The sequence below is a fragment of the Modestobacter sp. KNN46-3 genome (assembly GCF_011039295.1).
Genome location: NZ_JAAKGN010000125.1, coordinates 1 through 15,102, shown reverse-complemented (window position 1 = coordinate 15,102; position 15,102 = coordinate 1). Strand labels below are relative to the sequence as shown.

Annotated in this window: 13 protein-coding genes and 1 riboswitch; of the genes, 7 read left to right on the top strand and 6 right to left on the bottom strand. The window is 73.9% G+C overall.

Annotation, left to right across the window (positions count from 1 at the left end; all coding sequences use genetic code 11):
* The 5 genes from G5C62_RS20325 to G5C62_RS20305 form a co-directional block, all read left to right on the top strand.
* On the top strand, positions 1–398 hold a 398-nt coding region (locus G5C62_RS20325; RefSeq protein WP_164702433.1), incomplete at its 5' end, for a methyltransferase.
* Between the two features lie 174 nt (positions 399–572).
* Positions 573–721: riboswitch (cyclic di-AMP (ydaO/yuaA leader) on the top strand.
* A gap of 16 nt (positions 722–737) precedes the next feature.
* A complete protein-coding gene (locus G5C62_RS20320; RefSeq protein WP_164702432.1) occupies positions 738–1,640 on the top strand; it encodes a transglycosylase SLT domain-containing protein in 903 nt (300 codons plus the stop codon).
* A 169-nt stretch (positions 1,641–1,809) separates the two neighbouring features.
* Positions 1,810–2,409, top strand: a complete 600-nt coding sequence (locus tag G5C62_RS20315) for a YceI family protein (protein ID WP_164702431.1) — start codon at positions 1,810–1,812, stop codon at positions 2,407–2,409.
* Positions 2,410–2,555: 146 nt separating this feature from the next.
* Positions 2,556–3,785 carry a pre-mycofactocin synthase MftD gene (mftD, locus tag G5C62_RS20310; RefSeq protein ID WP_164702430.1) on the top strand — a complete coding sequence of 410 codons (1,230 nt, stop codon included), beginning with the start codon at positions 2,556–2,558 and terminating at the stop codon, positions 3,783–3,785.
* A 124-nt stretch (positions 3,786–3,909) separates the two neighbouring features.
* The gene (locus tag G5C62_RS20305) at positions 3,910–5,049 is read left to right on the top strand and encodes a serine hydrolase (RefSeq protein ID WP_164702429.1); all 1,140 of its coding nucleotides are present in this window, start codon (positions 3,910–3,912) and stop codon (positions 5,047–5,049) included.
* A 29-nt stretch (positions 5,050–5,078) separates the two neighbouring features.
* Here the strand turns inward: G5C62_RS20305 and G5C62_RS20300 are convergent, their stop codons facing one another.
* The 5 genes from G5C62_RS20300 to G5C62_RS20280 form a co-directional block, all read right to left on the bottom strand.
* Positions 5,079–5,930 (bottom strand): alpha/beta fold hydrolase, encoded by an 852-nt coding sequence (locus G5C62_RS20300; protein ID WP_206330752.1) that lies wholly within the window; start codon positions 5,928–5,930, stop codon positions 5,079–5,081.
* A 102-nt stretch (positions 5,931–6,032) separates the two neighbouring features.
* Positions 6,033–6,653: an FMN reductase gene (locus G5C62_RS20295; protein WP_036332316.1), complete on the bottom strand. Its 621-nt coding sequence runs from the start codon at positions 6,651–6,653 to the stop codon at positions 6,033–6,035.
* A complete protein-coding gene (locus tag G5C62_RS20290; RefSeq protein WP_036332319.1) occupies positions 6,650–7,795 on the bottom strand; it encodes an LLM class flavin-dependent oxidoreductase in 1,146 nt (381 codons plus the stop codon). Before G5C62_RS20290 ends, G5C62_RS20295 begins: the two co-directional genes overlap by 4 nt.
* A 148-nt stretch (positions 7,796–7,943) precedes the next feature.
* Positions 7,944–9,080, bottom strand: coding sequence for an acyl-CoA dehydrogenase family protein (locus tag G5C62_RS20285; RefSeq protein ID WP_164702428.1), 1,137 nt, complete (start codon positions 9,078–9,080; stop codon positions 7,944–7,946).
* 7 nt (positions 9,081–9,087) lie between these two features.
* A complete protein-coding gene (locus tag G5C62_RS20280) occupies positions 9,088–10,263 on the bottom strand; it encodes an acyl-CoA dehydrogenase family protein (protein WP_164702427.1) in 1,176 nt (391 codons plus the stop codon).
* A gap of 243 nt (positions 10,264–10,506) precedes the next feature.
* Here G5C62_RS20280 and G5C62_RS20275 point away from each other — a divergent pair, with 243 nt between their 5' ends.
* Positions 10,507–12,621: a bifunctional diguanylate cyclase/phosphodiesterase gene (locus G5C62_RS20275; protein ID WP_164702426.1), complete on the top strand. Its 2,115-nt coding sequence runs from the start codon at positions 10,507–10,509 to the stop codon at positions 12,619–12,621.
* Complete coding sequence (locus G5C62_RS20270) at positions 12,618–13,448, top strand: HDOD domain-containing protein (protein ID WP_036332325.1); 831 nt, start codon at positions 12,618–12,620, stop codon at positions 13,446–13,448. The genes G5C62_RS20275 and G5C62_RS20270 overlap by 4 nt, the downstream gene beginning before the upstream one ends.
* Before the next feature lie 125 nt (positions 13,449–13,573).
* Here the strand turns inward: G5C62_RS20270 and G5C62_RS20265 are convergent.
* Positions 13,574–15,102: amidase (locus G5C62_RS20265; RefSeq protein ID WP_164702425.1), on the bottom strand; the 1,529-nt coding region annotated here is incomplete at its 5' end.

Here is a 15,102-nt window from a genome sequence, read left to right as displayed (position 1 = left end):
ACCTGGGGGCCGGCAGCGGCCTGGTCGCCGTCGCGGCCGTGCTGGCCGGGGCGAGCGGGGTGCTGGCCAGTGACGTCGACCCGTACTCGCACGCGGCGGTCGGGCTCAACGCCGAGGTGAACGGGGTCACCGGGATCGAGGTGGTCGGCGACGTGCTCGACGAGGAGCTGCCGGCGATCGACGTCGTCCTGGCCGGCGACGTCTGCTACGACCGCGAGATGACCGCCCGGGTGCTGCCCTTCCTCGGTGCGGCCTGGCTGCGCGGGGCCACCGTGCTGCTGGGCGACCCCGGGCGCGCGTACGTCCCGAAGGAGGGCCTGCTCGCGCAGGCGGAGTACGACGTGCCCGACGCCGCCGGAGGCGCAGTGCGCCGGACGACGGTGTGGCGGCTCCCCTGAACCTGCGCCGTCCCACCGGTCCCAGCCGTCACTCTGCTCCAAGCCCGCCCCATCGCCGAGTGCGAGTCGTGGCACATGGCGACGAAAGACGGCCCCGGGCATTGTCGCGGCCGGGTCACGGCCTCTACCTTGGCCAGGTCCGGTCGGACGTCTCGTCCCCACCCGGGGAGCCCGCACCGGATGCCGCCGAGTCGCTGCACGCAGCGAACCGGGGACCCACCGCACCACTGGGGTGAATCCCGCCCGGGCAGCCGCCCGGCCGGGTAGGGCCGCTTCCCGCCCGAACCCGTCAGCTGACTCGGTAGGCGGCCACGGAAGACCCACGGAGCCCCTCTCTTCATGTCCCGTCGCACCACCGCGTCCTCGTCGGACGAGCAGCTGCCCACCACCGAGGTGCTGCCACTGCTCTCGACCGGTGCCGATGACGCCCCGACCGCCCGGCAGACCCGTCGTCGCCAGCCCCCGGGTGGGCTGCGCCGGCCGACGCTGTACCTGAGCGTCGCCGCCGCCGGCGCGATCCTGGTCAACGTGCTCGTCGGCGGCGAGCCGGACGCCCGGGCCGAGGCCAGCGCCGAGCCCGCCGGCGTCGCCGCCCAGCTCGACCTGAGCTCCCAGCAGACCGCGACCGCACTCGTCGACGGGCGGCTGACCGACCGGCTCGGCCAGTTGGCCGCCAACCGCAGCCAGCGCGAGGCCGAGCAGGTCGCCGCCGCCCAGGCGCAGGCCGCCGCCGACCAGGCCGTGCTGGACGCCCAGGCCGCCGAGGCCGCGCGTCTGGCCGCCGAGGCACAGGCCGCGGAGGAGGCCCGGATCGCCGCCGAGGCCCAGGCCGCCGCCGAGGCGCAGGCCGCGGAGGAGGCGGCCGCCGCTCAGCGGGCCGCCGCCCGCGCGCCCGCGCCGGCCGCTCCCGCTCCCGCCCGGGCGCCGGCGGCCCCGGCCGCCTCGTCCGGCTCGGGCTCCTTCCAGGACTACGCCCTGGGCAAGCTCGGCGGTGACCAGGCGGAGTTCTCCTGTCTGGAGAGCCTCTGGGGCAAGGAGAGCGGCTGGAACCCGAACGCCCAGAACCCGACCAGCACCGCCTACGGAATCCCGCAGTTCCTGGACTCCACCTGGAAGAGCACCGGGATCGCCAAGACCTCCGACGGCTACCGGCAGATCGACGCGGGGCTGATCTACATCGACAACCGCTACGGCTCGCCGTGCGCCGCGTGGTCGCACTCCAAGGCCACCGGCTGGTACTGAGCCACCGGCTGGTACTGAGTCACCGGTGGTGCGCAGCGAGGCCCGGGTCCGGCTGGACCCGGGCCTCGCTGCGTCCGGGCCGCCCCCACGGATGGCCCTCCTGTGCGTCGGCGCGGGACCATCGGGGAGGATCGAGGGGTTCGACCACCGAGACGAGGAGCGCTGACCCGTGGGCAAGCACCGCGCACCCGAGGGCGCCGCGACGGACTTCGACGCCGCCACCAGCGCCCTGGCGGACGTCACCGGCGACTACACCGTCGACGTCACGCACACCCGGATCGGCGTCCGGGCCCGGCACGCCATGGTGACCACCGTGCGGGGTGCCTTCACCGACTTCTCCGGCACCGCCCACCTGGACACCGCGACGCCGTCGGCCAGCAGCGTCCAGTTGCGGATCGCGACCGCCAGCATCGACACGGGCACCCCGGACCGGGATGCGCACCTGCGCTCGGCCGACTTCCTCGACGTCGAGCAGCACCCCGAGATGGTGTTCGTCTCCACGTCGGTCGAGCAGGTCGACCGGGAGGTCTACCGGGTCACCGGCGACCTCACGATCAAGGCGGTCACCCGGCCGGTCTCGATCGACTTCACGCTCACCGGCTCGGCGCTGGACCCGTTCGGCAACATGCGGGTGGGCTTCGAGGGTGCGCTGGCGATCAAGCGCAGCCAGTGGGACCTGACCTGGAACGCGGTCCTCAACACCGGCGGCGTGCTGGTCAGCGACCGGATCCAGGTGGAGTTCGACGTCTCGGCGATCAAGGACGCCTGACCGGCGCGCTGTGTCCCAGGCCACCTCCGGCCGCTAGGGTGGCACTCAGTGCCACGTGGCGCGCCGGTGGACCGGCCGGCTCCGCGACGGCAACCCCGGCGACGACGGCGTCGCCCGGGACGAGGCGAGCAGCAGGGGGTCCGCAGGTGGCGAACGCGTGGTTCGAGTCGGTGGCGGAGGCGCAGCGGCGCGCGAAGCGGCGGTTGCCCAAGGGCGTCTACGGGGCGCTGGTGGCCGGCTCCGAGCGCGGGCTCACCGCGGAGGACAACCTCGCCGCCTTCGCCGAACTCGGGTTCGCGCCGCACACCGCCGGGTTGAGCAACGAGCGGCAGCTGGGCACCACGATCATGGGCCAGCCGGTGTCCATGCCGATCATGATCAGCCCGACCGGCGTGCAGGCGGTCGACCCCGAGGGCGAGGTCGCCGTGGCCCGCGCCACCGCTTCCCGGGGTGTGGCGATGGGGTTGTCCTCCTTCGCCAGCAAGCCGATCGAGGAGGTCGTGGCGGCCAACCCGCAGACCTTCTTCCAGATGTACTGGGTCGGCACCCGTGAGGAGATGCTCGGCCGGATGCAGCGGGCCAGGGACGCCGGCGCGGTCGGCATGATCGCCACCCTGGACTGGTCGTTCGCCTACGGCCGGGACTGGGGCAGCCCGTTCATCCCGGAGAAGATCGACTTCGAGGCGGCCCGCAAGTACGCCCCCCAGGTGCTGGCCCGGCCGCGGTGGCTGCTCGACTTCGCCCGCACCCGCAAGCTCCCGGACCTCACGGTGCCGAACATGGTGGCGGCCCCCGGTGACCCGGCGCCCACCTTCTTCGGGGCCTACGGGCAGTGGAGCGCCTCCCCGATGCCCAGCTGGGACGACGTCGCCTGGCTGCGTTCGCAGTGGGACGGGCCGTTCATGCTCAAGGGCGTCATGCGCGTGGACGACGCGAAGCGGGCCGTGGACTCCGGGGTCACCGCGATCTCGGTGTCCAACCACGGTGGCAACAACCTCGACGGCACCCCGGCGGCGATCCGCGCGCTGCCCGCGGTCGTGCAGGCGGTCGGCGAGCAGGTCGAGGTGCTGATGGACGGCGGCATCCGGCGTGGCGGCGACGTCGCGAAGGCCCTCGCCCTGGGCGCCCGGGCGGTGATGATCGGCCGCGCCTACCTGTGGGGCCTGGCCGCCAACGGCGAAGCCGGGGTGGGCAACGTGCTCGACCTGCTGCGCGACGGGCTCGGCTCGGCCCTCGTCGGCCTGGGCCACCGCTCGGTCGACCAGCTCAGCCCGGCCGACCTCGTCGTCCCGCCGCACTTCGAGCGACACCTCGGGGAGGAGGGCGCCGACGCCCCGGAGGCGCAGCGGGCATCGGGCAAGGGCACCACCGTCTGAGACCGCACGGCCTGACGGTCCGGGCGGCCGGTGCGATGACTTCCGCCGGCCGGCGCCGTCCTGCCTGCTGAGCGCACCGTCCCTCGGACGCTGGGTGCGCGTCCCTCGGACGCAGGAGGCCGGCATGACCCACCTGTCCCGGTTCGTCACCGTGTGGTCGGCGCTGCAGGCCCAGGTGGAGAGCGGCCGGCTGCCCGGCTACGCCGCCGCCGTGCGGTACCGCGGCGAGGTCGAGGTGCACACCGGCGGCTCCCTCGAGCTGGGGGGCGTCACCCGGGTGCGTCCGGACTCGCTGTTCCGGCTGGCGTCGCTGTCCAAGCCGTTCGCCGGGGTGCTGACGCTGTCGCTGGTCGAGGACGGGCTGCTGGACCTCGACGACCCGGTCGGGCGGTGGATCCCGGAGCTGGCCGAACCGCGGGTGCTGGTCGACCGGGCCGGCGCACTCACGGACACGGTGCCCGCTGACCGCCCGATCACCGTCCGCCACCTGCTCACCAGCACCCCCGGCTTCGGTGGGCTGTGGGACGGCTCGCCGCTGGACGAGGCCCTGTACCGGGCCGGCCTCGGACCGGGTCCGTTGCCGCCGGAGCTGACGCCGGAGGAGTACCTGGCCCGGCTGGGCGAGCTGCCGCTGGCCGCGCAGCCGGGGGCCAGCTGGCTGTACCACCTCAGCACCGAGGTGCTCTCGGTGCTGCTGAGCCGGGTCGCCGGCTGCCCGGTGCACGACCTGCTGCGCACCCGGGTCACCGGTCCGCTGGGCCTGGCCGACACCGGCTTCTGGGCGACCGACCCCGCGCGGCTCGGCCCGGCGTACCTGCCGGCCGGTGACGGGTTCGAGCTCCTCGACCCCGCCGACGGGCGGTCGTCCGTGCCACCGGCCTTCGAGGGGCTGGCGGCCGGGCTGGTCTCCAGCGCACCCGACGTGCTCGCCTTCTTCGGCGCGCTCGCCGACGGGGGCGGGTCGCTGCTGAGCCCGGGATCGGTGGCCGCCATGACCACCGGAGCGCTGACCACGGCGCAGCGGGTGGAGGCCGTTGACTTCCTCGGCGCCGGCCGCTCCTGGGGCCTGCAGGTCGGCGTGCAGGTCGAGCCGGGAGAGCCATGGACGCAGCCGGGCCGGTTCGGCTGGGACGGCGGGACGGGTACGACCGCCTACGCCGATCCGGACCGGGACCTCGTCGCGGTGCTGCTCACCGCGCGCGGCATGGCCGGGCCGGGCGACGGCCTGGACCTGTTCTGGCGGGCGCTGTACCGCTGCCTCTGACCCACCCCTGCGGCAGCTCGCCCGGTGGCTCAGCGGGGTCGGTCACCGCCCAGCGCGAGCACCGTGCGCAGCGCGGTGACCAACGCCAGCGGCTGGTCCAGCATCGGGTGGTGGCCGCTGTCGGGCAGGTCGACCACGGGCATCCCGGCCCGGGTGAGCCCGACCATCTCGGTGGCCATCTCCGGGCTCACCAGCCCGTGCTCGCAGCGCAGGAACGTCAGCGGGACGGCGACGCCGGGCAGCAGGTCGCGCAGCCGCAGCCGGGTGCCGAAGAAGTCCGGGTCGAACTTCCACGTCCAGCCGCCCTCGACGGCCTGCAGCGAGCCGGCGGCCACGTGCTCGCGGACGAAGGGGAGCAGGACGTCCTGCGGCGGCAGGGTCCGGAAGCGGGCCCGGGCCTCGTCCGGGTCGGGGTACACCCGGTGCGGCCGGCGGCGCTCCCGCAGCCGACGCTCGTCCGGCGGCCGGTCGTTGAGCGGGGAGTCCACGACGACGACCGAGCCGATGTCGCCCGGATGCTCGACGCCCACGGTCACCGCCACCCAGCCGCCCATGCTGTGGCCCACGACGGTCGGCCGGTCGAGGCCCTCGTCGGCGGCGACGGCCACCACCTCCCGCGCCCACAGCAGCGGGTCGTAGTCCTCGCGCCGGTCGCTGTCGCCGTGGCCGGTCAGGTCGAGGGCGACCACCCGGCGGCCGGTGAGCAGCGGAGCGACGTGGTCCCACCAGCCGGAGTGGGCCGCACCGCCGTGCACCAGCACCACGCCCGGCGCCCCGGCCGGCCCCCAGGCCCGGTAGTGCACCCGCGCGCCCGAGACGACGACGTCCCGGTGCTCCGGCTGCTGGGCGAGGGCCTGGGTGAACCACGTCGGCGGGGTCATCCCCGGATCCTGCCCGACGGCGGCAGCTCGACGAGAACGGGCTGGGAGCTCCCTCCGGGACGCGGAGGCAGCTCCCAGCCCGATGTCGAGCTGCGGTGGGGGTCAGCGGCCCTTCAGCAGCTCCTCGAACGAGGTGGTCGGGTCGGCGAACGGGTCGGCCGGCCGGGTGGCGACCGGACGGCCGCTCACCAGCCCGGCGAGCTCACCGGCTGCCCGCTCGACCCGGCCGGCCAGCGACCGGTCGACGCCGCCGCCGGCCCAGTCCTCCGCGGCGGCGAAGACGCCGGTGGGGACGACGACCGCCCGCAGGTAGGCGAACAGCGGGCGCATCGCGTGCTCGACGACCAGCGAGTGCCGCGGCGTCCCGGCGGTGGCGCCGAGCAGCACGGGCTTGCCGGTCAGCGCGTCCTTGTCCAGGACGTCGAAGAACGTCTTGAACAGGCCGCTGTAGGAGGCGGAGAACACCGGGGTGACCGCGATCAGCGCGTCGGCGCCGACGACCGTGTCGATCGCCGTCTGCAGCGACCCGTTGGCGAAGCCGCTGGTCAGGTTGTCGGCCAGGTCGCGGGCGTGCCCGCGGAGCTCCACCACCTCGACGGTGGCGTCCTCCCCGCGGGCGCGCAGTGCCTCGACCGTGGCGGCGGTGAGCCGGTCGGCCAGCAGCCGGGTCGAGCTGGGGTCGCTCAGCCCGGCGCTGACGACGGCGAGGGTGCGGGTGGTCATGCCTGCGCCGCCGTCTCCACGGTCCGGCCGGTCACGTCGTCGGCGGCGTGCACGGTGCTGTCGTGCCCGCCGCCGGCGGCGGCGACCAGGCTGGCGTGGGTGGGCGCGTCCGGCACGTGCGCCGGCTTGAGCGCGGCGAACTCGCGGCGGAGCACCGGCACGACCTCCTCGCCCAGGATGTCCAGCTGCTCGAGCACCGTCTTCAGCGGCAGCCCGGCGTGGTCGATGAGGAAAAGCTGCCGCTGGTAGTCACCGACGTAGTCGCGGAAGCCCAGCGTCCGCTCGATCACCTGCTCCGGGGAGCCGACGGTGAGCGGGGTCTGCGAGGTGAACTCCTCCAGCGACGGGCCGCCGCCGTACACGGGTGCCTTGTCGAAGTAAGGGCGGAACTCGCGGACGGCGTCCTGGCTGTTCTTCCGCATGAACACCTGGCCGCCCAGCCCGACGATCGCCTGGTCGGCGCTGCCGTGGCCGTAGTGCTCGAACCGGCGACGGTAGAACTCGACCATCCGCTCGGTGTGCTCCGGCGGCCAGAAGATGTGGTTGTGGAAGAAGCCGTCGCCGTAGTAGGCGGCCTGCTCGGCGATCTGCGGGCTGCGGATCGAGCCGTGCCAGACGAACGGCGGGACGCCGTCCAGCGGGCGCGGCGTGGAGGTGAAGCCCTGCAGCGGGGTGCGGAACTGACCCTCCCAGTTCACCACGTCCTCCCGCCACAGCCGGCGCAGCAGCTGGTAGTTCTCCACGGCCAGCGGGATGCCGTCCCGGATGTCTTTGCCGAACCAGGGGTAGACCGGGCCGGTGTTGCCCCGGCCCATCATCAGGTCGACCCGGCCGTCGGCGACGTGCTGCAGGGTGGCGAAGTCCTCGGCGATCTTCACCGGGTCGGTGGTGGTGATCAGCGTCGTGGACGTCGACAGGACCAGCTTCTCGGTCTTGGCCGCGATGTAGCCCAGCGTGGTGGTGGGGGAGGAGACCACGAACGGCGGGTTGTGGTGCTGGCCCTGGGCGAAGACGTCGAGCCCGACCTCCTCGGCCTTGAGCGCGATCGCGATCAGCGACTTGACCCGCTCGGCCTCGGTGGGGGCCCGGCCGGTGGTCGGGTCGGGGGTGACGTCGCCGACGGTGAAGATCCCGAACTGCATCTCGTGCTCCCTCTCGTCTGAGCCGCACTGGTTGAGAGTGCAACTACTGCTGCGGAGAACCGTACGACACCCCGGTGCATTCCCCGCCCCGGACGCGACGGCGCCCCCCGGCCGGGTGGGCCGAGGGGCGCTGTCGAGCGCGTGCTGGTTACTGCAGGGCGTCGACCGTCTGGTGCTCGCCCACCGAGCCGGCCAGCCGGGCCAGGGCCCAGTCGCCGTCGCCGAGGAGGTGGTCGATCGCGGTGAGCCGGCTGGTGTAGTGGCCCACCTTGTACTCGGCGGTGACGCCGATCCCGCCGTGCAGCTGGATCGCCTCCTTGCCGATGTGCCGCGACGCCCGGCTGGCCTGCAGCCGGGCCCGGTCGGCCGCGGCGACCACGTCACCGTCGGCGTCGACGACCAGGGTCGCCCACATGACGGTGCTGCGGGCCAGCTCCAGGGAGACGTACATGTCCGCCGCCCGGAAGGTCAGCGACTGGAACTTGTTCAGCGGCACGCCGAACTGCTTGCGGGCCTTGAGGTACTCCGCCGTCGTGGTCAGCGCCGTCTCCATCGCCCCCAGCGCCTCGTGCCCGTAGGCGACCCGCGCGCGGGCCTGTGCCTTCTCGATGGCAGCGGTCTGGTCGGCGGTGCCCGTACCCAGGGGCTGGGCCGGGGTGCCGGCGAACGCGACCTTCGCCGAGCGGGTGCCGTCGTGGTTGCGGTACCCGGTGCGGGTGAGCCCCTCGGCGTCGCCCGGCACCAGGAACAGTCGGGTCGCGCCGTCCACGAGTGCGCTGACCACCAGCAGGTCGGCGCGGGCACCGTGCGGCACCGGCTCCTTGACCCCGGTCAGCCGCCACGCGCCGCCGTCCTCGGTCGCGGTGACCGACTGGGCCGAGGCCTGCCAACGGGAGCCGATCTCGGTGTGCGCGAAGGCCGGGAGCAAGGTGCCCTCGGCCAGCGCCCCGAGCACCTCGGCGCGCTGGGCGTCGGTGCCCAGGTCGGCCACCAGCCCACCGGCGAGGACGACGGCCTCCACGAACGGCTCGGGTGCCAGCACCCGGCCGATCTCCTCGGCCACGATGGACACCTCCACCGGACCTGCGCCCATGCCGCCGTCGGCCTCCGCGAACGGCAGCCCCAGCAGGCCCATCTCGGCCAGCTGGCCCCAGGTCTTCTCGTCGAAGCCCGGGTCGGTGCCGACCACCCGTCGGCGCTGCTCGCTGTCCCCGTACGCCCGGGACAGCAGTGCGCTCACTGCCTCCCGGAGACCGTTCTGCTCGTCGTCGTAGCTGAACTCCACGGTGACCTCACAACCCCAGGATCGAGCCGGCGATGATGGTGCGCTGCACTTCGTTCGAGCCCCCGTAGATGGAGACCTTGCGGTAGTTCAGGTACGACGGCGTCGCCACCTGCGCCCACTCCGGCACGTCCGACTCCTCGTCGGCGAAGGACGCCACCGACAGCGGACCGGCGATGTCCACCAGCAGCTCGGTGGCGGCCTGCTGCAGCTCCGAGCCGCGCAGCTTCAGCACCGAGGACGCCGGGTGCGGGCGGCCGCCGGCGGAGTTGGCCACCACCCGCAGGGCGGTGAGCTCCAGCGCGAGCAGCTCGTTCTCCAGCTCGGCGATCCGGGCGGTCATGTACGGGTCCTCCGACAGCGGGGCCCCGTTGACCGTGATGCCGCGGGCGTGCTCCTTGGCCTCGATCAGCATCCGCTTGGTCGACCCGATGCGGGCGATGCCGACCCGCTCGTTCCCGAGCAGGAACTTGGCGTAGTCCCAGCCGTGGTTCTCCTCGCCCACCAGGTTCTCCGCCGGGACCCGGACGTCTTCGAAGAAGACCTCGTTGACCTCGAAGCCGCCGTCGAGCAGCTCGATCGGCCGCAGCGTCACCCCGGGGGTGTCCATCGGGAACAGCAGCAGCGAGATGCCCCGCTGCCGCTTCTCGGCGGTGGGGTCGGTGCGGACCAGGCAGAAGATCCAGTCGGCGTGCTGACCCAGCGTCGTCCAGGTCTTCTGGCCGTTGACCACCCAGTCGTCGCCGTCGCGCACCGCGGTGGTGCGCAGCGACGCCAGGTCCGAGCCGGCGTCGGGCTCGGAGAAGCCCTGGCACCACCAGATGTCGAGGTTGGCGGTGGCGGGGAGGAAACGCTCCTTCTGCTCCTGCGAGCCGAAGGTCGCGATGACCGGGCCGATCATGCTGGTGTTGAAGGCCAGCGGCTCCGGGACGCCGGCCAGCTGCATCTCCTCGCGCCAAATGTGGCGCTGCAGCGGGGTCCAGTCCCGGCCGCCCCACTCCACCGGCCAGTGCGGCACGGCGAGACCGGCGGCGTTGAGCGCGCGCTGGGCCTCGATGAACTGCTCCTTGGTCAGCTCCCGGTGGGCAGCGACCGCGTCCCGGATCGACTGCGGCACCGAGGTGGTGAAGAAGGTGCGCATCTCGTCCCGGAAGGCCCGGTCCTCCGGCGACAGGTGCAAGCGCATGGGTCCTCATTCCTGACGGCAGCCCTGCCGTCTCGACGTGGGGTGTCGAAGATCCCACATCCGCTACCGGGCAGTAACCGGGGGTCGGTCCGACGCCCGGGGTCACCCGCTGTGGTCGCGGTCGCCCTGCCCCGCCCCGAAGGAGGGAAGTCCGCCCGATCGGCTGGAGTGCCGTCTCCGGCGGGACGACGCTGTGGGCAGGGCGCACCGGTGCGCCGGGTGGACGGCGGGGGGAGGCACGGCATGTCAGCACGGACACGGGCGGTCGGCGAGCCCCAGGCGTCCCCCGAGATCGTGGCCGCCGTCTTCCACGGCGTGAGCGTCAGCGACGCCGTCGCGGTGCTCGTGATCGAGCAGGTGGGCGGCGTGTTCCGGGTCGGCTGGAGCAACGAGCGGGTCGCGACCCTGCTCGGCTACGGCTCGGCGGACCTGCACGCGGTGGCCGTCGAGCAGCTGCTGCCCTCGCTCGGCGGCGGGGAGCTCAAACTGCTCCTCCGCCGGGAGCGGACCGTGCACATGACCCTGCCGGTCCGGTGCGCCAGCGGCGCCCTGCTCGACTGCGTCGTCTCCGCGGTGCCGGTCCCGCCACCGGCTGGACGGCGCTGGACCCTCCGGGTGGCCTCCACGGCCAACGAGACCGAGCGGGCGCTGCGGGCGACCGCCGACGCCTCCGAGCGGCGCTTCGCCACCCTCACCGAGCGCTCACCGGTGCCCACCCTGCTGTCCGAGCAGGGCATGCGGCTGGCGCACGTCAACGACGCGTTCTGCGCCCTGGTGGGCACGCAGGCCGAACAGCTGCTCGGCACCGGCTGGCTCGACGCCGTGCACCCCGACGACCTCGAGACGGTGGTCGAACAGGCCATCGCGGTGCTCGAGGGCGGCGACCGCGAGGCGCAGGCGCGGCTGGTCCGGCAGGACGGCACCGAGCGCAGCACGGTCATCCGCTTCGCGCACGTGTTCACCCCCGGAGCGGGCGCCGGCTTCATCGGCACCATCGAGGACATCACCGACCGGCTGGCCTTCGAGGCCCGGCTGGCCCACCAGGCCAACCACGACCCGCTGACCGGGCTGCCCAACCGCACGCTGCTGGCCGAGCACGTGGCCGAGCGCTTCCGACCCGGCGCCGGCGGCCTGGCGTGCATCTTCCTGGACCTGGACAACTTCAAGGTGGTCAACGACTCGCTCGGGCACACGGTGGGCGACGCGCTGCTGGTCGAGGTGGCCCAGCGCCTGCGGTCGACGGTGCGGCCGGGCGACCTGGTCGCCCGCTTCGGGGGTGACGAGTTCGTCGTCGTCTGCCAGCAGGTGTCCGAGGACGGCGCCGTGGCACTCGCCGAGCGGATCGGGGAGGCGCTGCACCGGCCGCTCACCCTCTCCGGGGTCGAGCTGCACCCCCGGGCCAGCGTCGGTGTCACCGTGCAGACCGCCGAGCACGCCGCCGCCGAGGAGCTGATCCGCGACTGCGACATCGCGATGTACCAGGCCAAGGCCGCCGGCAAGGGCCGGATCACCGTGCTGGACTCCGAGGCCCGGGCGCAGGCCCGGGACAAGCTGCGGCTGGTGGCCGACCTGCGTGAGGCGATCGGCCGCCGGGAGCTGACCCTGATGTACCAGCCGATCTTCAGCACCGCCGACGGCAGCGCGGTGACCGTGGAGTCGCTGGCCCGCTGGCAGCACCCCGAGCGCGGGGCGATCCCGCCGAGCACGTTCGTCCCGCTGGCCGAGGAGAGCGGCCTGGTGTCGGCGCTGGGGTCCCTGGTGCTGGACGAGACCTGCCGGCAGCTGACCGAGTGGGACCGCCGGCTGGGCAGCCGTGCCCCGCAGCGGGCCAACGTCAACGTCTCGGCCCTCCAGCTGGACGTCAACCTGCACGGCCACGTGCAGGCGGCCCTGCAGCGCCATGGCCTGCCGGCCAGCCGGCTCTCCGTCGAGATCACCGAGTCGGCCCTGATGAAGGACCCCGCCTCGGCCCGCGCCGTCCTGCTGCAGCTGCGCGAGCTGGGCGTGCAGGTCTCCATCGACGACTTCGGCACCGGCTACTCCTCGCTGGCCTACCTGCGGCACCTGCCGGTCGACTGCCTGAAGGTCGACCGGTCCTTCGTCGCCGAGCTGGCCGATGGGCACCCCGAGATCACCACCGCGGTCATCGCCCTGGCTCGCAGCCTGGGGCTGGACACGGTGGCCGAGGGCGTGGAGACCCGGGAGCAGGCCGACGAGCTCGCCCGGCTGGGCGCCACCTACCTGCAGGGCTTCAGCCTGGCCGCGCCGCTGTCCGGCGAGGACGCCGCGGTCTGGTTCGCCGACACGGCGACCGCCACCCCCGGAGCAGTCCGGCACCCCGACCTGGAGCTGACGTGACCCCCTCCGCCGCACCGTCCCTGACCGTCGCCCCGGTCTTCGACCTGGAGCGGGTGCTCGGCAGCATCGACCGCATGGCCGCCCAGCGGCCGGTCGCCGCTCAGGTCGTCGCCGAGACGAACTCCGACCGGGCGAGCGCCAAGGAGCTGTCCCGCCTGCTCGGCGCGGACGTCGCGCTGGCCGGCCGGGTGATGAAGCTGGCCAACTCGGCGTTCTACGGGATGCGCGGGCGGGTGACCTCCCTGCAGTTCGCGGTCACCGTCGTCGGCTTCGGCACGGTCCGCACGATGGCCACGGTCGCCCTGACCGACCTGGACGACGAGTCGCTCCTCCCCGAGGACTTCTGGGAGGTCAGCACCACCCTGGCGCTGGCCGCCTCGACGCTGGCACCCCGGTTCGCCGAACGCCCGCAGGACGCGCTCTGCCTCGGTCTGCTGGCGCAGATGGGCGTGGCGCTGCTGCACCACAACGACCCCGACGGCTACGCCGAGCTGTGGAGCACCCACCGGTCCGCGGTCGCCCGCCGCACGGCGGAGGTGCACCGGTACGGCATCTCGGCGCTGCGGCTGACCTCCGTGGCGCTGGAGCAGTGGGGCTTCCCGGCGGGCATGCTCGTGCCGCTCAAGCAGGTGGACGACGACGCCTCCTTCTCCGGCGCCCTGCTCCGGTCCGCCTTCGAGGTCACCGGGCGGCTCACCGACGGCGACCACGAGGAGACCCCGATCGAGCGGGTCAGCTGCGGTCAGCTGCGGGAGCGGGACGTCGCCCCGGTGCTCGCGCAGGTCCGTACCGACGCCGAGGAGCTGCGCGCCGCCCTGCTCGGCTGACGAAGGACCCCCTCTCCCCCGACGCCTCGCAAGCTCGGCGCGGGCCCCTGAGAGGGGGCCGAAGACCCGCCGCGAGCTTGCGAGTGGTGGGGAGGAGGGGGTCCTTCTCCAGGTGGCGGGGCTGCTCAGGTGGCGGGCTCGGGGTTGTCCGGCTGCGGGTCCGCGCCCACCGTGGGCAGGTAGCCCGGTGCCTCGCGGGCCGCGGCCTGGTCCTCGAAGTCCGCGACGATGTCCAGCACCCGGGCGTCGTCCCAGCGGGTCCCGAAGAACGAGACACCGACCGGCAGCGAGTCCCGGGGACCGGCGAACCCGGCCGGGACGGTGACGTTCGGGTAGCCGGCCACCGCAGCCGGGCCGGAGGTGCTGTAGACGAACGCGTCGGCCTGACCGTCCAGGTACTCGTAGCGGGTCTGCCAGGCGGGGGTGTTGGTCAGCCCGACGATCGCGGCCAGGTCGTCCTCCGGGCCGGCCCCCTGGGCGAGGGCCTCGTCGATCGAGGCGCGGGCCAGCTCCCGGATCCGGTCGCGGGTCTCCCGGATCGCCGGGTCGTCGGCGGGCACGGTCGCTGCCTGGGCCTGCTCCAGGAGCTCCTGACCGAAGTACGCCAGCTCCACCGGGTCCTGCTCGTTGAACTCGATGATGCCGGCGAGGTCGGCCGGGTGGTCCCCGGGCGTGGCCGCCAGGTAGGCGTTCAGGTCGCGCTTGAACTCGGCCAGCAACGCCGGGAGCTCACCGGTGCCGATCTCCTCCTGGTAGGCCAGCTGCACCGGCACGGCGGTGGCGCCGGCGGCCTCGATCTGCTTCACCGCCGCCGCGAACACCTCCTCGGTCCGGTCGTCGACGGCTGCGGACTGTTCGGGGGTGAGCGTCCAGACCCCGATCCGGGCACCCTCCAGCGCGTCGAGGTCCAGGTCGGCGAAGTCGGTGCCCAGGTCGGCGGGGATCTCCGCGGTGGCGGCGTCGTCGGCGTCCTGCCCGGCGAGCACCTCGAGCACGAGCGCCGCGTCGACGGCGTGCCGGGCCATCGGGCCGGCGGTGTCCTGCTCGGCGGAGATCGGCACGATGCCGGTGCGGCTGACCAGGCCGAGCGTCGGCTTGACGCCGACCACGCCGTTGGCCCCGGCCGGGCAGACGATCGAGCCGTCGGTCTCGGTGCCGATCGCCACCTGGGCCAGCGAGGCGGCGACGCCCACCGCGGAGCCGGAGGAGGAGCCGCACGGGTTGCGGTCGAGCACGTAGGGGTTGGCGGTCTGGCCGCCGACGCCGCTCCAGCCGCTGGTGGAGGCGCTGCCGCGGAGGTTCGCCCACTCGGAGAGGTTCGCCTTGCCCAGCACGATCGCGCCGGCGTCCCGGAGCCGCTGGGTGATCACGGCGTCGTCCGGGCGGCTGTCCAGCATCGCCCGGGACCCCGCCGTGGTCGGCAGCTGCTCGGTGTCCACGTTGTCCTTCAGCAGCACCGGGATGCCCTCGAGCGGCCGGCGCTCCTGGTCCCGCTGCCGCGTGCGGTCGCTGGCGGCCGCGTCGCGCAGGGCGTCGGGGTTGATGCTGAGCACCGCGCCGAGGTCGTCGTTGACGGCGGCGATCCGCGCCAGGTAGGCCGTGGTGAGCTGGACGGCGGTCAGGTCGCCGTCGTCCATCCGGGACTGCAGCTCGG